Raw genomic sequence first — 21326 nt, 5'->3', positions numbered from 1 at the left:
CAACTGGCCTGTCAGCTCATCCACTGACCGCCGTCCACATTGTAGGTTTGAGCGACGACATATCGGGCTTCCTCGCTGGCAAGGAAAACCGCCATGCCTGTTAGATCTTCGGCTGTTCCGATTCGACCGAAGGGAACCGCCTCGCCGACTTCCTTCTTTTTCTGTCCCGGTGCCTTGCCTTCGCATTTTGCGAAGAAGGCATCCACGCCGTCCCAATGTTCCCCGTCGACGACACCGGGCGAGATCGCGTTGACGTTGATACCGTGGCGGATCAGGTCCAGCCCTGCGGATTGCGTCAGGCTGATGACGGCAGCCTTGCTGGCGCAATAAACCGCGACCAAGGGTTCACCACGGCGTCCCGCCTGGCTGGCCATATTGATGATCTTTCCGCCCTGCCCGCGCTCGATCATGTGCCGCGCGACCGCCTGCAACATGAAGAGCGTTCCGGCCACGTTGATCTGAAACACGCGGTCGAAATCGGTGCGCGTGATTTCAACAGTCGGTGCGGCGGAAAAGATCGCCGCATTGTTGATCAGGATGTCGATATGACTGAAACCGGCAATCGTGGCGTCCACGGCCTCTTCGATGCTGGACTGGTTGCTGATGTCCAGTTCGACCGCCATCGCCGCTTTGCCCAGCGCGGAGGCAACTTCTCTCGCACGGTCGATATCGATATCGGCAATCGCGACCTTCGCGCCTTCGTCGACATAAGCCTGTGCGAAAGCGCGCCCGATGCCGCGCGCGGCGCCCGTGATCAGGGCCGTCTTTCCCGCAAGCCGCTTCACGCGATCCTCAGGCCTTGGGCATCGAAGCGGTGAAGCTGCGTCAGATCCGGTGTCAGGAAAACCTTGTCGCCGTATTTGAGTGCAACCTCACCACCAGCCCGCACGGTCAGCGGGTCGTCGAAGCCGTCGCATTTGACGTGAAAGAATGTGTCGGATCCAAGATGCTCGGACACGCCGATCGTACCGGACCACGTTCCCTCGGTCTGCGAAATCGCGATGTGTTCGGGCCGGGTGCCGATGGTGTGAGCATTGTGTTTCGCAGCCTCGGGTCCGGTCAGCAGGTTCATCTTTGGTGAGCCGATGAAACCGGCGACGAACACATTCCTGGGCGCGCGGTAGAGTTCGAGCGGGCTGCCCACCTGTTCGATCACGCCAGCCTGCAGCACAACGATCTTATCGGCCATCGTCATCGCTTCGACCTGATCGTGGGTGACGTAGATCATGGTCGTCTTGAGACGTTTATGCAGTTCGGAAATCTCAAGTCGCATACCCACGCGAAGCGCGGCGTCGAGGTTCGACAGCGGTTCGTCGAAAAGGAAAGCCCCGGGTTCACGGACGATGGCACGACCGATGGCCACACGCTGGCGCTGCCCGCCGGAAAGCTGGCCGGGGCGACGATCAAGGTAATCCGTCAGGTTCAGCGCGGCGGCAGCAGCTTCGATGCGCCGGTTCTGTTCCTCGACCGGTACGCCTGCCATCTTCATCGGAAAGGCGATGTTCTTGCGCACCGACATATGCGGGTAAAGCGCGTAGGACTGGAAAACCATGGCGAGACCGCGTTTCGCGGGGGGCACATGGGTCGCATCCTGTCCGTCGATGCTGATCTTGCCCGAGGTGATATCCTCAAGTCCGGCGATCAGGCGCAGGAGCGTGGATTTACCGCACCCCGAGGGGCCTACGAAAACGGTGAATTCGCCGTCTTCAATGGTCAGATCCAGTGGAGGAATGACTTCGACCGGACCAAAACTCTTGGTGACGGATTCAAGCTTTATTTGTCCCACAGTCCCGTTCCTTATTTCACAGCGCCAAACGTCAGGCCGCTTACAAGTTGCTTCTGGCTGAACCATCCGAGGATAAGAATAGGTGCGATTGCCATCGTGGAAGCCGCCGAAAGTTTCGCATAGAACAGCCCTTCGGGGCTGGAATAGCTGGCGATAAAGGCCGTTAGCGGAGCCGCCTTGGCCGCCGTCAGATTCAGCGTCCAGAAGGCTTCGTTCCAGGCGAGGATGATGTTCAGCAGCAGGGTCGAAGCAATGCCCGGCATCGCCATCGGCGTCAGCACGTAAAGAATTTCTTCCTTGAGCGAAGCGCCGTCCATCCGTGCGGCTTCAAGTATCTCGCCGGGGATTTCCCGGAAATATGTGTACAGCATCCAGACGATGATCGGCAGGTTGATGAGCATCAGCACCACGACGAGACCCATCCGCGTATCCAGAATGCCCATCCGGATGAAGATTAGGTAGATCGGGTAAAGCACGCCAACGGCGGGCAGCATCTTGGTCGACAGCATCCAGAGAAGGATGTCCTTGGTCCGCTTGGAGGGCACAAAGGCCATCGACCATGCGGCAGGGATCGCGATGATGATGCCAAGGATCGTCGAGCCGCCCGCGATGATCACGGAATTCCAGAGGAAGCGCATGTAGTCCGAGCGTTCCTGCACGACCGAGTAGTTTTCCAGCGTCCAGTCGAAGAACAGGAAAACCGGCGGGTCGCTGATTGCCTGCGCCTCGGTCTTGAAGCTGGTCAGGATCGTCCAGAGGATTGGAAAGAATATCAGCAGGCCGATCCCCCATGCGATGGCGGTGTTCAGGGCCTTGCGTTGCGGTGTTACTGCGCGTGCCATTCCAGCCTCCTCATGCGTCCAGGTTCTTGCCGACGATGCGCATCAGGAAGATCGCAACGATATTTGCGAGGATGATGGCATAGACGCCACCGGCGGAGCCGAGCCCGACGTTCTGGCTTTCGAGTACCCGCTGATAGATCAGGTACGTCAGGGTCTTGGTGCCAAATGCGCCCTGGGTGGTGACGAATATCTCGGCAAAGATAGACAGCAGGAAGATCGTCTGGATCAGCAGGACAACAGTGATCGCCCGCGACAGGTGTGGCAGGGTGATATAGCCAAAGCGCGAGAGCGGCGAGGCCCCGTCCATTTCGGCGGCTTCAAGCTGTTCGCTGTCAAGCGACTGTATCGCGGTCAGCAGGATGAGCGTCGCGAAAGGCAGCCACTGCCAGCTTACGATCAGGATGATGGATTGCAGCGAGGCTTCGGACAGCCACGAAATCGGCTCGGCGCCAAAGAACTTCCAAAGATGTGCGAAAAGTCCGTTCACGGGATCCATGAACATGTTCTTCCAGACGAGCGCCGACACGGTCGGCATCACGAAAAACGGGGCAATGACCAGAATGCGAACGATCCCCTGCCCCCACATCGGCTGGTTCAGAAGAATGGCCAGCAGCACACCAAAGATGATGGTGATCGCCAGAACGCCGCCAACGATGATCAGGGTCGCCTGAATGCTGGGCCAGAAAGAGCTTGAGGAGATGAAGCGGACGTAGTTGTCGAACCCGACCCATCCAAGATCGCCACCACGTAGCGGCAGATACTTCTTGAAAGAGAACCACAGTGTCATGAGGAGCGGCACAAGCATCCAGCCCAAGAGCAGGATTACCGCCGGAGCCATCATGATACGCGCAGCGGACCGCGAATGCTGGGTGGCCATATCATACCTCCATCGCTGAACGGCACTATGCCGTCACCTTTGCGTTTGGCAGCGTAGGTAAAAGGGCCAGAGGGTAGACTTCGATACCCTCTGGCCAGGGAGGAGGACTAGTATCCTGCGGCTTCCATCTCATCGACGGTCAGCGCCTGAGCTTTTTCGAGAGCTTCTTCTGCGCTTTGCTGACCGGCCAATGCAGCCGAGAATTCCTGTCCTACCTGAGTGGCGATCCCCGCAAATTCGGGAATGGCCGCAAACTGGACACCTACGTAGGGCACCGGATCAACCGCGGGGTTGTTCGGATCCGCCGAGAGGATGCTGTCGAGCGTCATCTTGGCGAAAGGGACGTCCTTGTAATTCGCGTTTTCATAAAGCGAGGTCCGCGCTCCCGGAGGGACGTTGGCCCAGCCTTCTTTCGAAGCCACGAGCTCGATGTATTCCTTGGAGGTCGCCCAGTTGATGAACTCCTTGGCAGCGTCTTCCTTCTGGGTGCCAGCCGGGATTGCCAGCGCCCATGCCCAGAGCCAGTTGCTGCGCTTGCCAAGACCCGCATCCGGAGCCAGCGCAAAGCCAACCTTGTCGGCCACGGTGGAATCGTCAGGGTTCGTCACAAAGGAAGCAGCCACGGTGGCGTCAATCCACATGCCGCATTTGCCTTGCTGGAACAGCGACAGGTTTTCGTTGAAACCGTTGTTGGATGCGCCCGGAGGTCCGGCATCGTTCATCAGGTCGATGTAGAAGTTCAGCGTGTTCGACCATGCTTCGCTGTCGAACTGAGGCGTCCAGTCCTCATCGAACCAACGTGCCCCAAAGGAGTTTGCGGTCGCGGTCAGGAAGGCCATGTTCTCGCCCCAGCCCGCCTTGCCGCGCAGACAGATGCCGTAGATCTCGTTGTCCTTGTCGGTCATCTTGCGCGCCGCATCGGCCACGAATTCCCAAGTCGGAGCGTCAGGCATTTCCAGCCCCGCCTCTTCCATCAGGTCCGTGCGGTACATGATCATCGAGCTTTCGCCGTAGAATGGAGCGGCATATAGTGTGCCGTCCAGCGACAGGCCGCCGCGCATCGCCGGCAAAAGATCGTCCACGTCGTATTCAGCGGGAAGATCATCGAGCGGCACGAGCCAGTTGTTCTTTGCCCAGATCGGCGTTTCGTACATGCCGATGGTCATGATGTCGAACTGACCGCCCTTGGCGGAAATATCCGTCGTGACGCGCTGTCTCAGCACGTTTTCTTCCAGTGTAACCCACTCGACCTCGTGACCCGTCTTTTCGGTGAAGTCATCGGTCAGACCCTGCATGCGGATCATGTCACCGTTGTTGACTGTCGCGATGGTGATGGTCTCGGCATATGCCGCGCTGGTGGCCAGGACCGACAGCGCCGTTGCCGCACGAAATGCGTTTCTCAAGGACATCCGGCTCCTCCCTATGGTTTGGATGTTGTCCGGATACGCTAATGGAAAACATATCGCCGCGTCAATTTTAAATTTACGCGCGTAAATTTATTTGCAGAAACCTGCGATTACATATGCTTAGGCAGACCCTCGCATGACGAGTTTTCCATCAAGCATCGTTACGGTCCGCCGCTCTGCCCGCTTTTCCGATTCGATGAGTTCGAACAGGGTTTTTGCGCTTTTTTCGGCAATGACCTCGTAATCCTGCGACACGGTCGTCAGCGTTGGACAGGTGTAGCGGGAGAAAGGATGGTCATCGTGCCCGGCCACCCTTAGATCGCAATCCCCCTCTATCCCGACCTTGAAGCCCAGCTGATAGGCGGCCGAAAGAACACCGATCGCGAGGCGATCGTTGCTGCAGAGAATGGTATCGGTAGGCAACTTTCCCTCGGACAGCACTTTGGTGCCTTCGCGAAACCCGATTTCCTCGAGATTCCAACCTTCTCCATCTACCTGGATCAGCCGAGGTTCGTGGCCCAGTTCCTCCATTGCCTGGACATAAGTATTGCGCCGCTTGAAGGCATTCGGGTTGGCAGGCGTCTTCATTTCAAAGAATGCCGGGGGCTGGCCCGTCCTGCACAGGTAGTCGACAATCAGGCAGACGCTCTGCACGTTGTTCGATCCGACAAAGGCTTCGCCGATATCGTCGATGTTGGAGTCGAAGAGAACAGTCGGCACGTCCTCGCAGAAACTGGCAATCCGCGATGCCAAAGACATCCGTCCAAGCGGGGCCATCAAGACACCGGCTGGCTTGATAAGGCGCAGGTTGTCGAGATTTTCGATCTCCTGTTCCGGATCGCCATGCGAGCCAAGCAGGACCGGACGGAAACCGGCTTTGATGACCCAGTTCTCGATATTTCGGGCCATTTCCGCGAAAAACGGGTCAGACAGGTTGGGTACCACGATCCCGATGTTCTTGGTCAGCCGCCGGTTCTGATTCATCGCATAGATGTTGGGATGAAAATCGAACTGTTCCAGCGCCGTTTCGATACGCGCACGGGTTGAACTGCGTACGCTGGCTGGATCGTTGAAATACTTGGACAATGTAGGCCGCGAGATGCCGCTGACCGACGCAAAATCTTCCATATTCCTGATCTTCGGTTGGCTCATCGATCTGTCCGCTTGAGAAGTCCGGCCCGGTCGCGAAACCGGTATCTGCCGATAATGGCAAAACCTTACAAATTTTTCCAAGGGTAGTTTACACGCGCAAAATTTGCCAGCCTTCGCGACAATTCTCCCTGCACGGGAAACGGGCCGAACCGGGACCCTATCACCGCAGGCGAAGACAACTATGCACGGCTGTTGATTACAGCCGTGCATCTAAACCTTTTCAGGCAGATCAACCATTTAACAGCGATGCAAGCACCGCGTCGAATAATCCTCAGTGCGCAATCATGACATGCCGCGCGACCGTATAGTCCTCAAGCGCATACATTGACATGTCCTTGCCATATCCCGACTGCTTGAGACCGCCGTGCGGCATTTCATTGACCAGCATGAAATGCGTGTTCACCCAGGTGCAGCCGTATTGAAGACGCGCAGAGATATCGAGCGCGCGACCGATGTCGCTGGTCCAGACGGAGGAGGCGAGACCGTACTGGCTTTCATTCGCCCATGCGACGGCCTTGTCGGCGTCATCGAAACGCGTGACTGACACCACCGGCCCGAAGACCTCGCGCTGGACGATTTCGTCTTCCTGCAAAGCTCCTGCGACCACCGTGGGGCGGTAATAGAATCCCGAACCCTCGGCGACGTCTCCGCCCGTGGTGATCTCGATATGCTTCAGTTCCGATGCACGCTGCACGAAACTGGCGACCCGGTCTCGCTGGCGCTGCGAGATCAGCGGCGGAATTTCATTCTGGGTGTCGTCGGCATTGTCGAAAACGATAGACGACGCCGCGCTTGTCAGATCGGCGACGAGATTGTCGTAGATCTTGGGTCCGGCGTAGATCCGGCAAGCGGCCGTACAATCCTGCCCCGCGTTGTAATAGCCAAACGCCCGCAGCCCTTCGACCGTGCGGCTCAGATCGGCATCGTCCATCACCAGAACCGGGGCTTTGCCGCCCAGTTCGAGATGCGTGCGTTTGACCGATTTCGATGCGGCCTGAAGCACTTTCTTGCCTGTCGCGACGTCGCCGGTAATGGAAACCATGTCCACTTCGGGGTGATTGATCAGCGCGTTGCCAACACTGCCGCCCTGCCCCACGATCACGTTCACGACGCCCTGCGGGAAAATGCCGGCGATGATCTCGGCCATCAGCAGCGCCGTCAGAGGTGTCTGTTCAGAGGGTTTCATGACCACCGTGTTTCCGCCCGCCAGTGCCGGAGCAAGCTTCCACGCCATCATCATCATCGGATAGTTCCACGGCGCGATGGAAGCGACGACACCAATCGGATCACGGCGGATCATCGAGGTATGGCCTTCCATATATTCGCCGGCGAGAGGCCCGTGCATGTTGCGCACGGCCCCCGCGAAGAATCGGAAGCAGTCAGCCACGGCGGGGACTTCCTCGTTACGAACCTCGTTGATCGGCTTGCCGCAGTTCAACGCCTCGAGTTGAGCAAACTCCTCGATCCGGGCTTCGACGGCATCGGCAAGGGCAAGCAGCAGGCCCGAGCGGTGGCCCGGCGTCGTGCGCGCCCAACTGGGAAAGGCCGCACGGGCGGCAGCGACGGCCCGGTTGACCTGATCCATATCCGCCTCTGCCATCTTCACGATGACTTCACCGGTCCGGGGGTTCAGGACTTGTTCCTCGGTTTCTGTGCCCGCTTCCTGAGCACCGCCAATCAGCATCTTGGTCTGCATGGGTTTCCTCCGTTACTTTCCTTGTCCCGCGACCTGATCGGTCCCACGGGTCAGATAATAGGCGCCCAGAATGGGCAGCATGGTGACAAGCACGACAACCATGGCCACCACGTTGGTCACGGGCCGTTCGCGCGGACGCACCAGTTCTTCAAGCATCCAGATCGGCAGAGTTTGCTGCTGTCCGGCGGTAAAGGTGGTGACGATGACTTCGTCAAAGCTCAGCGCAAAGGCGAGCATGCCACCCACCACAAGCGCCGTCGCGATATTGGGCAGGATCACATGACGTAGCGTCTGGAACATGTTCGCGCCAAGATCCATCGATGCCTCGATAAGGCTGCCGCTCGTCCGACGGAACCGCGCCACGGCATTGTTATAGACGATGACGACGCAGAAGGTCGCGTGCCCGAGAATGATGGTCCAGGTGCTGAAGGGGATATCCGCGATAGAGAATGCCGAGCGCAGCGCGATACCGGTGACGACACCCGGCAGGGCAATCGGCAGGATCACCAACAAGGATACGGTTTCCCGCCCGAAGAACCGGGTCCGGCTGACAGCAGCGGCGCAAAGCGTGCCAAGGAACATCGCAATAACGGTCGAGATCGACGCGACCTTTACCGAAAGGCTTAGCGCTTCCCACACATCGGGCCGGTTCCACGTGACCGCGAACCACTTCAGCGTCAGCCCCGGCGGCGGCCATGCAAAGCTCTTTTCCTCGGTCGTGAACGCATAGGCAAAGATCAGCAGGATCGGCAGGTGCAGGAACAGCAATCCGGCGGCCGCTGCGATCTTGAGGGACAGGGGCGCGCGGTCAGAGAGCATCGAAAGCCCCCATGCGTTTCGCGCCCCAGAGATAGAAGCCCATGATCACGATGGGCACCACAGCGAAAGCAGCGGCGAGAGGTATGTTACCGGCAATCCCCTGATGCTGGTAAACAGCCTGCCCGATGAAAAGACGCGATGTGCCAATGATTTGCGGGATGATGTAATCGCCAAGCGTGAGCGAAAAGGTGAAAATCGATCCGGCGACAACACCCGGCAACGCCAGCGGGAAAAGGACATGGCGAAAGGTCTGACCGGGACGCGCGCCAAGATCGCCAGACGCCTCGAGCATCGACGTCGGCACGCGTTCAAGCGCCGCCTGAATCGGCAGGATCATGAAGGGCATCCAGACATAGACGAAGACGATAAAGGTGCCCGTCACGCTGACCGACAAAGAATTTCCACCGACGACGGGGAGCGACAGGTAAGCATCCAATAGCCAGTTAAGGTGCAGGCCTTCCAGCGCCCAAGTCAGGATGCCTTCCTTGGCAAGGATCAGCTTCCACGCGTAGATTTTCACGAGATAGCTGGACCAAAGCGGCATCATGATCCCGAGGTAGAAAACCGCCCTCCAGCGTCCCTTAGCGTAGCGCGCGGCGTAGAACGCAATTGGAAAGGCTATGATCGCCGAGGCGACCGTGGTGCAGGCCGCCATCAGGACAGTCCGCAAGATGATGTCGAAGTTCGCCGGGGTAAAAAGTTCTGCATAGGTGCGAAGCGTGAATTCGTAATTGATCATCCCGGTGAAGTGATCAATCGAAAAAAAGCTCTGCAAGAGAAGGGCAAATAGCGAGCCGAGGTAAATGATGCCGAGCCACAGGACCGGGGGCAAAAGCAGCAGGAACAGCAGCAGGGATGGGCGCCGCCAGAGCGTGTCGGAAAGCCGCGCCCCCAGCCCTTCGTTTCGGGACTGCACCAAGCTGGCGTCGGTCTGCGCCATGCTCACGCTCCGGCCCGCATCAGGTGCAGGTCGTCTTCGGCCCATGTCAGCGCAACTGTATCGCCCTTGGCGGGTCGCGGCGCATCCTGTGGTAGCAATGCTGTCAGCCGCGTCCCTTCGGCCTGAAAACTGACACGCGTGGTCAGCCCCAGAAAGCTGAGCCCGATGACCTGCGCGCTCAACGGCCCGGTCTCTGCCAGTTTCAGACGTTCAGGACGGATTGCGGCCGGTCGCGACTGGCCCGTCAGGCGCGCCACCAGATCTGCGGGCAACACGTTGGAAGAACCGACGAAATCCGCGACGAAAGGCACGTCGGGACGGAAATAGATGTCTTCCGGCGCGCCGACCTGAATGATCTTGCCATCATTGAAGACTGCCACCCGGTCCGCCATCGACAGGGCCTCGCCCTGATCGTGGGTGACGAAAACGAATGTGATGCCAAGCTGGCGTTGGAGACCTTTAAGTTCTTCCTGCATCTGCTCGCGCAGCTTAAGATCAAGCGCACCGAGCGGTTCATCCAGCAACAGGACGCGCGGCTTGTTCACCAAGGCCCGGGCCAGCGCGACGCGCTGACGCTGACCGCCGGAAAGCTCTGACGGTTTGCGCGCGCCGTATCCGCCAAGCCGCACCATCTCCAGCGCTTCATCGGCGGCCTTGTGGCGTTGCTTCTTGCCCTGCCCCGCGATCATCAGCCCGTAGGCCACGTTGTCGCGCACATTCAGATGCGGGAAAAGGGCGTAGTCTTGGAAAACCGTATTCACGTGCCGCTTGTAGGGCGGCAGATCGGCGACCTGTTCGCCAAAAATGCGGATGTCGCCGCCGGTCGGCCGTTCAAACCCTGCTATCAGGCGCAGGCAGGTGGTCTTGCCTGACCCCGAGGGGCCCAGCATCGCAAAAAACTCACCTTCTTCGATGGCAAGGCTGACGCCATCCACTGCCCGAACCGCGCCGAAATGGCGCGACACGTGGTCGAAAACTACGGCTGACATGGGGGAACTTCCGGTCTTAGCCCGTGCCGCCAGTAAATTGGCGACACGGACTGGGTTTCAGGGGATCAACGGCCGCCGATCACGCCGATGTAATCCGATACCCAACGATAATAGGGCACGCATTCGTCTTGGCTTTCGCATTGCGCAACAGGCGTTTTCCAAAACTTGATCTGGTCGAACTGGGCAAGACCGTTGGCATCGCAGCCCTCTTGCGTCTGCATGCCGCGGCCGTCCGTACAGGCGGACGGCACCGACGGAACAGCGCCGAACCAGACAGAAAGGTCGGATTGAAGGTTCGAGCTGAGCTGATGTTCCATCCACTTGTAGGCACAGTTGGGATGCTCGGCATCCGCATGCAGCATGGTGGTGTCGGCCCAGCCGGTTGCGCCTTCTTCCGGGATAACCGAGGCGACTTTCACGTCATCGGCCTGAAGCAGGTTCACCTGGAACGGCCAAGAGCCCGAAGCGACCATGCCTTCGTTCTTGAAGTCGTCGATCTGGATGAAGGCGTCATGCCAGTAGCGGCTGACCAGTTCGCGTTGCTGGCGCAGCAGGTCAAGCGCGGCATTGTACTGGTCCTGCGTCAACTCGTAGGGGTCTTTGATGCCCAGATCAGGCTGATGGTGCATCAGGTAGTTGGCCGCATCGGCAATATGGATCGGTCCATCGTAAGCCTGAACGCGCCCCGCGTTGGATTGACCGTCCGAAAGGGTGGTTTCCTCAAATACCACGCTCCACGACGTCGGCGCCTCGGCGAAGGCTTCGGTGTTGTACATCAGCACATTGGGCCCCCACATGTAGGGCGTGCCGTAATGCACTCCATCGACCGTGTGCCAAGGCGCGTCTTTCAGGCGATCATCCACCGCGTCCCATGACGGGATCAGGTCGATGTTGATCGGCTGAACCCGCTTGCCCGCAATCATCCGAAGCGACGCGTCGCCGGACGCGGTCACGAGGTCGAAGCCGCCTTCGTTCATCAGGGCGACCATTTCGTCCGAGGTATTGGCCGTCTTGACCGAGACCATACAACCCGTTTCTTCCTCGAACTTGGTGACCCAGTCAAAAGCGGGGTCGGTTTCGCCCCGCTCGATGTAACCGGCCCATGCGACGATAGAGAGCTCTCCCTCGCCTTCTCCGATTTCCGTCATCTGCGCCAGCGAACCGGTGGCAACCGAGGCGGCGGTAATGGAACTCACCACGGCGGTGATGAATGTCTGCTTCATTGCGATCTCCCTGCGGGCAGGCCGCGCGACCTCATGGACCGCTCATCGAGAACCGGTCCGGCGCCGCCGGATACCCAAGATTTTGATTAGTAAAGTCCGGTCCGTTCACCGGCTCGCAGTCCGAAATCCCACCCGGGAAGATCAGCCGCATCTCGACCATATGAAGCGGTTGCTGCGTTCGCAAATTCATAAATCAGATAATAGCATTCGGAAAATCCGATAGCTCGCCCACGTCATAGTCGCAGGTGTCGGCCAGATTGCCCCATCCGCGCAAGAGAGATGAAATCGCGCACGGCCTGCGACAAGGGCAGGCCCCGGCGCCAAACAACACCGACCTGAACGATCGGCAGGGCGCCCGACACATCGCGGCTTTCAATCCGGTCACCATCGAGCGACCACGGCCTGTAAACCAGATCAGGCAAAAGCGCGACACCCGCCCCCGTGGCGACAAGGCTCCGCACCGCCTCGACGCTACGCGTGCGAAATGCGATCTGCGGACGCCGCCCGAATGCCGACAAAAGCTTTACCGCTTCTTCTTCCATTTCATCGACATTCAGCATGATCAGCGGCTCGCGCGCGACGTCGTCCAGCCCGATGCTCTCGCGCCCGGCAAGACGATGGCCAAGCGGCAGCCAGAGCCGGAAAGACGATACATCAAGAATTTCGGATTGCAGCGCCATCCGGTCACGCAGGTTCGAGATCACCATGACCGCCACGTCCAGCTCACCCCCGATGAGCAGATGCTCAAGATACTCACCGGAATCCTCAAGCGCCGAGACATTAACCACGGGATTCATGCGCCGGTAACGCGCAAGGAGATCGGACATGACATAGCCCGCCATCAGGGAAGTCACGCCGATGTTGAGCCGTCCGGAGGTCGTCCCGGGTGGCCTTCGAAACGCACCCTGCGCGCGCGAAACATCCGACAGGATCTTGGTCGCATGGCGCAGAAACTGGTGACCGCTGTGGGTAATATTGAGCCCGCGCGCGTGACGCTCGAAGAGGTTCACGCCAAGATCGGCCTCGAGGTTTTTCAAAGCCTCGGTAACAGAGGACTGCGATATGGAAAGCGTCTGCGCGGCACCGATGACCGATCCACTCTCGGCAACCGCTACAAAATACCGCAACTGCTTGAGTGTAAACGACATCCCGGTCCGCCCCTGTTCGTTTCAAATATTGGTAAACCGCGCAATTGATACCGGCAAGACAAACGCAAGGTCTGACAGCCGGCAAGGCACAGAAGCCAAAAGGCCGCGCTTTTCGATGCATAAAGATAAATACGGCTTAACATCTGGCACTTACGCCAGATCAGCCCGAAGAGTTCAGGCTTTATCCGCCCTGAAAAACAGTAGCGGCAATTCTTAGAGAACCTCAAAGGATCAATCCAACAACAAGTCATTCCGCCCCGTGCACAATCTCAATTTGCTCGAGAATTTACTGATTGTTCGGGGAGAACGATGTGGCAAGGCGAGTCGAAGCTTTTGGTTTACTGCGTGAGCGCGCGATTGCTGCGCGGTCACGCCAAAAGCCCCACGGTCGAAGATGTCGGCAGAAATTATCCCTCGCACAAGCGTAGCGGATAGCGTCCCAACACCGTCCTTTTGGCCGCATTACAGCCCCCTTTGCAGCACGTACAAGTGCAAGTGGCTGCATTCCAGCAGGCAAGACGAACCTGCCAAGGACGGTGTAATTTCCCTATAACCTTTCGCAGTCTTGACGTTGTCTTTCCCGGCGTTGAGAACATGTAAGGATCAAAGGCCGCCTTAAGGACAGACCGATGAAGTTTTGCTTTCCCATAGTTATCATCGACGAAGATTTCCGCTCCGAGAATACATCGGGCTTCGGAATTCGAGCGCTCGCACAGGCCATTGAAAAGGAAGGCTTCGAGGTGCTCGGCGCAACAAGCTACGGCGACCTGTCGCAATTTGCACAGCAGCAGAGCCGTGCATCTGCCTTTGTCCTCTCCATCGACGATGAAGAGTTCAGCCCCGGTCCCGATCTCGACCCGGCCGTTCTGAACCTACGAAATTTTATCGAGGAGGTCCGCGCCAAGAACGAAGATGTCCCGATCTATATCTATGGCGAGACCAAGACATCGCGGCATCTGCCGAACGATGTCCTTCGAGAGCTGCACGGCTTTATCCATGCCTTCGAGGACACGCCCGAGTTTGTCGCCCGGCATATCATCCGTGAAGCGAAAAACTACCTTGAATACATCCAGCCGCCGTTCTTCAAGGCGCTGCTGGATTATGCCGAGGACGGCTCCTACTCTTGGCACTGTCCGGGGCATTCGGGTGGCGTGGCCTTCCTCAAATCGCCGATCGGGCAAATGTATCACCAGTTCTACGGTGAAAACATGCTCCGAGCCGATGTATGCAATTCGGTCGAGGAACTGGGCCAGCTGCTGGATCACAACGGGGCCATCGGCGCGTCGGAGCGCAATGCGGCCCGGATTTTCAACGCCGATCACTGCTTTTTCGTAACGAACGGCACCTCGACTTCGAACAAGATGGTCTGGCACCACAATGTCGCGCCGGGCGATGTGGTGCTCGTGGACCGCAATTGTCACAAATCGATCCTGCATTCGATCATCATGACGGGCGCGATCCCGATTTTCCTCAAGCCCACACGCAACCATTGGGGCATCATCGGGCCGATCCAGAAGTCCGAATTCGAGCCCGAGGCGATCAAGGCCAAAATCCGGGCCAACCCGCTGCTGGACGGCATCGACCCCGACACGGTAAAGCCGCGCATCCTGACCCTGACGCAATCGACCTATGACGGCGTGCTTTACAACACCGAGGTGGTGAAAGAACTGCTCGACGGCTACGTCGACACGCTGCATTTCGACGAGGCCTGGCTGCCGCACGCGGCCTTCCACCCGTTCTACGGCACCTATCACGCCATGGGTCGCAAGCGGGAGCGCACGAAACATTCGGTGACCTACGCCACACAATCGGTCCACAAGCTTCTGGCCGGGATCAGCCAGGCCAGCCACGTGCTCGTGCAGGATGCGGAAGAAGCAAAGCTCGACCGGCATCTGTTCAACGAATCCTACCTCATGCACACCTCGACGAGCCCGCAGTATTCGATCATCGCAAGCTGCGATGTCGCTGCGGCAATGATGGAACCGCCGGGAGGCACCGCGCTGGTCGAAGAGAGCCTTGCAGAGGCGCTCGATTTCCGGCGCGCGATGCGAGAGGTCGATGCGGAATATGGCAATGACTGGTGGTTTCAGGTCTGGGGACCCGACACGCTGGCCGAAACCGGCATCGGGCGGGCCAAGGATTGGGAGCTGAAGAAAACCGACAGCGAGGCCGTCGAAAGCTCGGGCGAAGATGCTTGGCACGGTTTTGGCGACATGGCCCGCAACTTTAACATGCTGGACCCGATCAAGGCGACGATCATCACGCCTGGGTTGAACATTGACGGCAAGTTCGAGGAAACCGGTATTCCGGCCTCCATCGTGTCGAAGTACCTGACCGAACATGGCGTCGTCGTCGAAAAGACCGGCCTCTACAGTTTCTTCATCATGTTCACGATCGGGATAACGAAAGGCCGCTGGAATACTCTTCTCGCCGCGCTTCAGCAGTGCAAGGACGATTACGACCGGAACCAGCCGCTCTGGCGCGTCATGCCGGAATTCTGCGCCAAGCAGCCCCGGTACGAACACATGGGCCTCAACGACCTTTCCCAGCACGTCCATCGCCTCTACACGAAATACGACGTGGCACGGCTGTCGACCGAGATCTACGTCGGCGACCACCAGCCGGCGATGTCGCCACTGGATGCGTTTTCCCAGATCGCCCGCAGAAAGACCGAAAGGGTCGCAATCGACGATCTGGAAGGCCGTGTAACGACAAGCCTGATTACCCCCTACCCGCCCGGCATTCCTCTACTTGTCCCGGGCGAGATCTTCAGCAAGGAAATCGTCAACTACCTTCGCTTCAACCGCGAATTCGCCAGGGAATGCCCCGGCTTTGAAACCGACATCCACGGGCTTGTTCAGGAAACCGCGGAAAATGGCGAAGTCAGATACTTCGCAGATTGTGTAGCTGAGTAACGGCGAAACAGATCGTAAGGTCAAGGCGGCCTCGGAATTGGTTTCCGAGGCTTCCCGCCCTGCTCAGGAACTCCCATCTTTTCGCGCGAAGGCACAGCTTTAGGCCGCGTAAAAGTCGGACGGAGCGGAAATTTGCGAACTTCGGCAGAGGACCTTTCACTCCACTGCGGTACGTGCGCGCCAACCTATCACGGACCGCTTCGGGCATTCCTAGGAACTCACGGCTCGCACGTCGCGTTTGGTAAACGAACGGCAGAGCCGGTCGAGCCTCTCACGAAGCGCTCGGCAAAACCCAATCACTCACGCCAGCTGCCAAGCGGCCGCGAGCCTGTAAGGAGCCCTCAGATGACAGACCATATCGACGACCTGATGCCGCCCGCGGAGTACATTACGGATGCCTACAAGGGCGCGGAGAAGCTCAGGGGCAAGCGCGCCCTGATAACCGGTGGCGATAGCGGCATCGGTCGTGCAGTCGCGTTTCATATGGCCCGCGAAGGCGCCAAGGTCGCTATTTTATATCACACCGACAAGGACAGCGCAGAAGAGACGCGCGTGGGCATCGAAAACGAAGGCGCGGAGGCACTCGTTTTGCAAGGGGACACCGCTGACAGCGCCAGCTGCACCGCAGCGGTGGAGGCCGTCGCGAAGCAATGGGGCGGCATAGATGTGTTGGTAAATAACGCCGGCATGCAGAAGCCATATGACACGCAAGCGGAGATCAGCGACGCCGACTGGCAGAAGCACTTTGACGTCAACATGCACGGCATTTTCTATACCACTCGCGCTGCGCTCGACCATATGAACGAGGGCGGCAGCATCATCAACGCCACCTCCGTCAATGCCTACGTTGGCAACGACGCGCTGGTGCCCTACACCGCTACCAAGGGCGCCATCGTCAGCTACACGCGTGCACTGGCGCGGGAATTGCTCGACCGTGGCATTCGGGTGAACCAGGTCGCCCCCGGGCCAGTGGTTACCGAGATCCAACTGGTCTTCAAGGATTTCGACAAGGAAATGCTCAAGAGCATGTCGTCCCCCATGGGCCGGATGGGCCAGCCGCGCGAGCTGGGCCCGGCCTACGTATTTCTCGCCTGCCAGGACAGCAGCTTTATCACCGGCCAGACGATCCACGTGAACGGTGGGATGATCACCAATGGCTGACCTCGGGTCCGCCTGGGCGGACCGGGAAGGCCACCGCTCCTGGTTGCGCGACGAGGGCCAGCGCCTTCTCGACCACTACCGCCGCGCACGGGTTCCGGCTGGGTTTGCAACGCTCGGCAACAGCGGCACGATGGTGGACGAGACTGCGAAAGCCATTATCACGGCGCGCATGGTACATTGCTACGCGCTGGCGAGCCTTATGGGGGTGCCGAGCGCGGCCCCTTTGGCCGATCACGGGCTCGAAGCATTGCTGGACGGGCCCCTTCGCGATGCAGGTCGTGGCGGCTGGTTCGCCGATGCCAGCGGCCCCTCGCGGAAGCAGGCGTATCTTCACGCTTTCGTCGCGCTGGCCGGTGCCTCCGCGACCATGGCCGGACGACCGCGCGGCGATGAGCTGATGTGCGCTGCAATCGACACGATCGATACTCACTTCTGGATCGCGGGCGAAGAGGTGTTGCGCCCGAGCTTCGCCGCCGACTGGTCGGACCCTGAAGCCTATCGCGGAGCCAATTGCTGCATGCATGGAACGGAAGCCTGCCTCGCCCTGGCCGACGCGACAGGCGAGGAGCGCTGGCTGGATAGGGCACTGTCGATGGCGCGGCGCTTCGGCCACGACATCCCGGCAGCGCATGACGGCCGCCTGCCCGAACATTTCGATGCGGACTGGACGCTGCTTCCCGATTACGGCGCCGATCACCCGGCGGACGATAGGCGGCCATGGGGACTGACACCGGGGCATTTTGCGGAATGGGGCGGACTGCTTCTCAAGGTTGAAGCAGCCTGTCTGGCGCTTGGGCGCCTTGCGCCCGACTGGCTGCTGTCACAGGCCACAGCGCTGTTCGACAAGGCAATGGCGCAGGGTTGGGCGCCGGACGGCAAGCCCGGTATGGTCTATACCATCGGCTGGTGCGGCGAGATCTCGGTGCCGAACCGGGCGTATTGGGTTCAGGCTGAAACCGCGAACACGGCGTTGATGCTGCATCGACGAACAGGCGAAGACCGGTTCGAGGCGACCTACCGTATGATCTGGGATTATATCGCCGAAACGTTGATTGACCGCGAAGTCGGAGGTTGGCGGCCCGAAGTGGATGCCGATGGGCACCTGAGCGTCGCCGTCTATCCGACACGCGAAGACCTCTACCACGATTTCCAGGCAACGGTGACGCCACTGATCCCGGTGTCTGCTTCCGTTGCGGGAGGACTTCTGGCGTGAGCGCCGCAAGGCCTGACGCTGGGGTAGCGGATGATCGCGTTCGGTCGGATTTTTGCATTGTGATCGCGCCGCGGTTTCCATTGTCGGGCCGTTCGTAGCGCACCCCAGTTCGTACAATGCTGCCCCCAATCATCGCATTCCTAAGCTCAAGGGTTTGTAAATAGAGACAAACTCTATTCCTCATTAAGCGAGGCTTTGTCAGGCGGGCGATAGTCAAAGCGTTCTAAAGAAAGTCCCTTCCGCCCGTTCTACCGCCATCCACTAATCGAAGTGTTGCACACTGCATTTATGGCGGATTTGGCGACACTATGATGCAACTTCGGCTCAGAAGGCGAAAATGCCCTTCGGGTCCGTAAACTACTCATGGGCTACTATTGCCGCTCCGTCTCCGAGATTGGCAATGAAACGGGACGACATAACGCGGCTCGTTGCACGCAAGCCGGCCGTACATTTACCCGCTATCGAAGGATGCGCTCGGTCATGCGGGGTGCAAGACGGTGCAGCCAAGGGAGAAACTTGGCTTTTGCAACCCAAATCTCCTCCTTGCCCGCCCGAAGACCGGACAGGATTGCCGCGGCAGCGTGCTCGGGCGATATTTTGGCCTTTCCCCGACCACGGGTCATATCAGTATCGACCAAGGGTATGATAACGTCGACGACGAGCAGATCGTGCCACGAAGATTGTGACTGGTATCTCAGAGCCTTTGTGAAGCTCCGCAATCCCGCTTTCGTCGCGCAATAGACAGGCGCGGCCGCTTTCGGCGCGATTGCGAGGCCAGACGTGACATTGACCACAAAAGGCGTGGTGCTGCCACGCATAGCGGGCACCAAGCCTGAAACGAGGTGGATCGGTGCCTCAAGGTTGATTGCAATATCTTGTGTCCATTGCATCTCTCGGTCTGCAGGGCTTTCGCCGACAAAAGACATTTCTGTTTGTATCCCGGCATTGTTGATCAGCCCGTCCAAACGGTCAAAACGCTGAATGACGTCATCAATCATCTGTCGGCGATCACCGGACCGGGACAGGTCACCAGGGAACGGAATAACACGTTCCCCCAGTTCGTCCTGAAGGGCCCTGAGGTGCGCCTCATCCCGGGCAATTGCAGCAACCGTCGCCCCCTCGGCGATCAGCTGACCGCACAAGGCTTTGCCAATGCCGCGCGTGGCCCCTGTGAGGACAACATTCGCGCCGTCGAAAGTAATAGATTTATTGCGCATTGCTGAATGCCCGATATCCGTCTTCGTAAGCCGGTATGATATCCACGATCTGCCAATAGGAATTCGCAACCAGCGCTGTATCGCGCAGGCGTTCGATTGCAAAGTAGTAGGCCGTTGCCGTTTCGGCGGTGATCACCATGATGTCGGAAACGTGCGCATTGAACGCCTCGGCGTCGTAGAAGCGAAATGTGATCGTCTCGTCGCAAAATACTGCGTTCAGAGCCGCATCCGAAATGTCATCCCGTTCCGAGCGATCAAGCGCCAACCACTTCGGCGTCGCCGCGAGCAACAGAAAGATGGTGAGTTTCATGTGTTTTCTCCATATTGCGGTTGCGATCAAGAATGTGAACTATTGCTCAGTTTCTCAACTCGCATCTGGAGGACTCCATGGTCGGGAATATTGAGCCAAGAAAAAGAGGGCGCCAGTCGCGGGCCAAAGCAACGGAGGATGCAATTGTGGAAGCCGTTGCTCGCTTTCTGGAAGAGGTTGGCCTTGAGCCTTTGACCACCAACAAGATTGCTGAACGCGCCGGGGTAAGCATCGGCTCGCTCTATCAGTACTTCCCGAATAAAGAGGCGATCCTTGTGGCACTCATCCGACGGGAAAGATCACTGTTGCTCGCCGATGTGGCGATGATCGCTGACAGTGGAGCCAGTCCGCAGGAGAAGATCGAAAGGTTGATTGGCGCAGGCATCAAACACCAGTTCGCGAGACCGCGTCTGGCACTTGCGCTTGAGTATGTCGAGCAGACGGTGAATCTTGGAGAAGAAGCGCAAGACCTTGAACGTCGCCTGTCTGAAGCCGTTTCCGGCATTGTGTCCCTGCAGTTTCCTGACGCAGACAGCCATGCACCAAGAGACGTGGTCGCGATGGCCCAAGCACTCATCAATAGCTCCGCAATGGCTGGCGAAACCGATCTGCAAGCTCTCCGTTCGCGCATCACCAAGGCCGTTTACGGGTATCTCGGCTGAACAAGGATACATCGACATGGGTGTCTCTTCGCGCTGCTGTGCGCAAGCAATTCTTGGCGCAGCCGTAGCGAGTTTGCACGGTGTCCCGCGAACGACGGGCTCGATCCCCTCTGGATTTCGCAAGCGCGCCGAACGGCCGGTAAGCGAGTCGAAAGCGCAAAACCCAGATGGAAGCGTGAAAGTCCGGCCAGGGCCAGCAGCGTCATGTTGCTTCGCAAGCTGGCGCAATCCGGCTCGCTGCGCTTTGGCATGACCGCTCGGAGCGTATTTCTACGCATTGATAATCGTCTGAGAAAGGCTGGTTTGGTGTCAAATAATGAGGACTAGGATCCGCTCAGTTCGTGCGGAGGATCCTACCACGTTCAGCGCTAGCGGGGCGGGAATGGTATTTTGCAAGAAGAGAGGCCTTCGCGATTCATGAAGAGCAGTGCCACTGAAACCGGGCGTCCGGCAAGCAACAAAACAACAATCGCGCGGCAACTGAATTTTGCGTTCCCCGCACGAAGCGCCCAGGCGTATCCTGTCCAGAACAAGACGTCCGAGCCATTTGGACATGCAAACAGATGCCAACGATCTGGCAAGGCGCATGACATCATCGGCACCTCACTTGCCCCTTGGCATCGGGACGCTAGTGAACCTTCAAACAGAAGTTGACGTAAATCTGGGGGCTCGGATGGAAGCATTCGCGCGGCATTTCCCGACTTCCAAAATCGGCCATTAGTGCGATCTCAAAGAAAGTTGCGGCATGCGCACAGCAGACCATCACACCTGTAAAATGCTGTACAATATTTCCAAGGGCGGCTTCGAGGAAGTTGCACCGCAGCGCCGGGCCAGAAAGCGAAAGTCGGGTTTGAGCCTCCCGCGACAGTTTCAGAAGCCAAGCTAGCGGCGCCGTCCGCTGCAAAGTCGCATGACCGCTTCGAGCCCAAGATTGCCGAATGCTGCATTTTCCAGCAAAGTTAGCTTTTTA

At 58.6% G+C, this 21326-nt stretch carries 18 protein-coding genes; 4 read left to right on the top strand and 14 right to left on the bottom strand.

The genetic code is table 11. The annotated features are described in order from the left end of the window. Positions 1 to 11 precede the first annotated feature (11 nt). The 12 genes from MF268_RS03785 to MF268_RS03730 form a co-directional block, all read right to left on the bottom strand. Complete coding sequence (locus MF268_RS03785; RefSeq protein WP_238369583.1) at positions 12 to 785, bottom strand: L-iditol 2-dehydrogenase; 774 nt, start codon at positions 783 to 785, stop codon at positions 12 to 14. Next, positions 782 to 1786, bottom strand: a complete 1005-nt coding sequence (locus tag MF268_RS03780; RefSeq protein WP_337926781.1) for an ABC transporter ATP-binding protein — start codon at positions 1784 to 1786, stop codon at positions 782 to 784. The genes MF268_RS03785 and MF268_RS03780 overlap by 4 nt, the downstream gene beginning before the upstream one ends. Before the next feature lie 11 nt (positions 1787 to 1797). Continuing rightward, positions 1798 to 2628, bottom strand: coding sequence for a carbohydrate ABC transporter permease (locus MF268_RS03775; protein WP_238369582.1), 831 nt, complete (start codon positions 2626 to 2628; stop codon positions 1798 to 1800). Between the two features lie 10 nt (positions 2629 to 2638). Beyond that, positions 2639 to 3505: a carbohydrate ABC transporter permease gene (locus MF268_RS03770; RefSeq protein WP_238369581.1), complete on the bottom strand. Its 867-nt coding sequence runs from the start codon at positions 3503 to 3505 to the stop codon at positions 2639 to 2641. A 107-nt stretch (positions 3506 to 3612) separates the two neighbouring features. Continuing rightward, complete coding sequence (locus MF268_RS03765; protein ID WP_238369580.1) at positions 3613 to 4914, bottom strand: ABC transporter substrate-binding protein; 1302 nt, start codon at positions 4912 to 4914, stop codon at positions 3613 to 3615. Between the two features lie 117 nt (positions 4915 to 5031). Continuing rightward, a complete protein-coding gene (locus tag MF268_RS03760) occupies positions 5032 to 6063 on the bottom strand; it encodes a LacI family DNA-binding transcriptional regulator (protein ID WP_238369579.1) in 1032 nt (343 codons plus the stop codon). Positions 6064 to 6334: 271 nt separating this feature from the next. Next, positions 6335 to 7759: a gamma-aminobutyraldehyde dehydrogenase gene (locus MF268_RS03755; RefSeq protein ID WP_238369578.1), complete on the bottom strand. Its 1425-nt coding sequence runs from the start codon at positions 7757 to 7759 to the stop codon at positions 6335 to 6337. A gap of 12 nt (positions 7760 to 7771) precedes the next feature. Further along, positions 7772 to 8578 (bottom strand): ABC transporter permease, encoded by an 807-nt coding sequence (locus MF268_RS03750; RefSeq protein WP_238369577.1) that lies wholly within the window; start codon positions 8576 to 8578, stop codon positions 7772 to 7774. Further along, entirely contained in the window at positions 8568 to 9518 is a 951-nt protein-coding gene (locus MF268_RS03745) for an ABC transporter permease (protein ID WP_238369576.1), read from the bottom strand. The genes MF268_RS03750 and MF268_RS03745 overlap by 11 nt, the downstream gene beginning before the upstream one ends. A gap of 2 nt (positions 9519 to 9520) precedes the next feature. Beyond that, positions 9521 to 10507, bottom strand: a complete 987-nt coding sequence (locus MF268_RS03740) for an ABC transporter ATP-binding protein (RefSeq protein ID WP_238369575.1) — start codon at positions 10505 to 10507, stop codon at positions 9521 to 9523. Positions 10508 to 10572: 65 nt separating this feature from the next. Then, positions 10573 to 11730, bottom strand: a complete 1158-nt coding sequence (locus MF268_RS03735) for an ABC transporter substrate-binding protein (RefSeq protein ID WP_238369574.1) — start codon at positions 11728 to 11730, stop codon at positions 10573 to 10575. Positions 11731 to 11963: 233 nt separating this feature from the next. After that, a complete protein-coding gene (locus MF268_RS03730; RefSeq protein WP_238369573.1) occupies positions 11964 to 12878 on the bottom strand; it encodes a LysR family transcriptional regulator in 915 nt (304 codons plus the stop codon). 629 nt (positions 12879 to 13507) lie between these two features. On the opposite strand from MF268_RS03730, the gene MF268_RS03725 reads away from it, so the two are divergent. The 3 genes from MF268_RS03725 (at position 13508) to MF268_RS03715 (ending at position 18167) form a co-directional block, all read left to right on the top strand. Beyond that, positions 13508 to 15793: an arginine/lysine/ornithine decarboxylase gene (locus MF268_RS03725; protein ID WP_238369572.1), complete on the top strand. Its 2286-nt coding sequence runs from the start codon at positions 13508 to 13510 to the stop codon at positions 15791 to 15793. Positions 15794 to 16138: 345 nt separating this feature from the next. After that, the gene (locus tag MF268_RS03720; protein ID WP_238369571.1) at positions 16139 to 16954 is read left to right on the top strand and encodes an SDR family oxidoreductase; all 816 of its coding nucleotides are present in this window, start codon (positions 16139 to 16141) and stop codon (positions 16952 to 16954) included. Continuing rightward, positions 16947 to 18167 (top strand): AGE family epimerase/isomerase, encoded by a 1221-nt coding sequence (locus MF268_RS03715; RefSeq protein WP_238369570.1) that lies wholly within the window; start codon positions 16947 to 16949, stop codon positions 18165 to 18167. The genes MF268_RS03720 and MF268_RS03715 overlap by 8 nt, the downstream gene beginning before the upstream one ends. 458 nt (positions 18168 to 18625) lie before the next feature. Here the strand turns inward: MF268_RS03715 and MF268_RS03710 are convergent, their stop codons facing one another. Together MF268_RS03710 and MF268_RS03705 are read right to left on the bottom strand one after the other, a co-directional pair. Further along, on the bottom strand, positions 18626 to 19384 hold the full coding sequence (locus MF268_RS03710; RefSeq protein ID WP_238370192.1) for an SDR family NAD(P)-dependent oxidoreductase: 759 nt from the start codon (positions 19382 to 19384) through the stop codon (positions 18626 to 18628). Further along, positions 19374 to 19694 carry a darcynin family protein gene (locus tag MF268_RS03705; RefSeq protein WP_238369569.1) on the bottom strand — a complete coding sequence of 107 codons (321 nt, stop codon included), beginning with the start codon at positions 19692 to 19694 and terminating at the stop codon, positions 19374 to 19376. The genes MF268_RS03710 and MF268_RS03705 overlap by 11 nt, the downstream gene beginning before the upstream one ends. 77 nt (positions 19695 to 19771) lie before the next feature. Here MF268_RS03705 and MF268_RS03700 point away from each other — a divergent pair, with 77 nt between their 5' ends. Next, positions 19772 to 20356, top strand: coding sequence for a TetR/AcrR family transcriptional regulator (locus MF268_RS03700; protein ID WP_238369568.1), 585 nt, complete (start codon positions 19772 to 19774; stop codon positions 20354 to 20356). Positions 20357 to 21326: the final 970 nt, after the last annotated feature.

The organism is Heliomarina baculiformis, assembly GCF_019966545.1.
GTDB classification, from domain to species: domain Bacteria; phylum Pseudomonadota; class Alphaproteobacteria; order Rhodobacterales; family Rhodobacteraceae; genus Heliomarina; species Heliomarina baculiformis.
This window is presented reverse-complemented; position numbering and strand designations above follow the sequence as displayed.

Bases quoted from the DNA above. Each gene is read 5' to 3' on its own strand.
- MF268_RS03775 (WP_238369582.1), bottom strand. From the start codon at position 2,628: ATGGCACGCGCAGTAACACCGCAACGCAAGGCCCTGAACACCGCCATC.
- MF268_RS03770 (WP_238369581.1), bottom strand. From the start codon at position 3,505: ATGGCCACCCAGCATTCGCGGTCCGCTGCGCGTATCATGATGGCTCCG.
- MF268_RS03765 (WP_238369580.1), bottom strand. From the start codon at position 4,914: ATGTCCTTGAGAAACGCATTTCGTGCGGCAACGGCGCTGTCGGTCCTG.
- MF268_RS03760 (WP_238369579.1), bottom strand. From the start codon at position 6,063: ATGAGCCAACCGAAGATCAGGAATATGGAAGATTTTGCGTCGGTCAGC.
- MF268_RS03755 (WP_238369578.1), bottom strand. From the start codon at position 7,759: ATGCAGACCAAGATGCTGATTGGCGGTGCTCAGGAAGCGGGCACAGAA.
- MF268_RS03750 (WP_238369577.1), bottom strand. From the start codon at position 8,578: ATGCTCTCTGACCGCGCGCCCCTGTCCCTCAAGATCGCAGCGGCCGCC.
- MF268_RS03745 (WP_238369576.1), bottom strand. From the start codon at position 9,518: ATGGCGCAGACCGACGCCAGCTTGGTGCAGTCCCGAAACGAAGGGCTG.
- MF268_RS03740 (WP_238369575.1), bottom strand. From the start codon at position 10,507: ATGTCAGCCGTAGTTTTCGACCACGTGTCGCGCCATTTCGGCGCGGTT.
- MF268_RS03735 (WP_238369574.1), bottom strand. From the start codon at position 11,730: ATGAAGCAGACATTCATCACCGCCGTGGTGAGTTCCATTACCGCCGCC.
- MF268_RS03730 (WP_238369573.1), bottom strand. From the start codon at position 12,878: ATGTCGTTTACACTCAAGCAGTTGCGGTATTTTGTAGCGGTTGCCGAG.
- MF268_RS03725 (WP_238369572.1), top strand. From the start codon at position 13,508: ATGAAGTTTTGCTTTCCCATAGTTATCATCGACGAAGATTTCCGCTCC.
- MF268_RS03720 (WP_238369571.1), top strand. From the start codon at position 16,139: ATGACAGACCATATCGACGACCTGATGCCGCCCGCGGAGTACATTACG.
- MF268_RS03715 (WP_238369570.1), top strand. From the start codon at position 16,947: ATGGCTGACCTCGGGTCCGCCTGGGCGGACCGGGAAGGCCACCGCTCC.
- MF268_RS03710 (WP_238370192.1), bottom strand. From the start codon at position 19,384: ATGCGCAATAAATCTATTACTTTCGACGGCGCGAATGTTGTCCTCACA.
- MF268_RS03705 (WP_238369569.1), bottom strand. From the start codon at position 19,694: ATGAAACTCACCATCTTTCTGTTGCTCGCGGCGACGCCGAAGTGGTTG.
- MF268_RS03700 (WP_238369568.1), top strand. From the start codon at position 19,772: ATGGTCGGGAATATTGAGCCAAGAAAAAGAGGGCGCCAGTCGCGGGCC.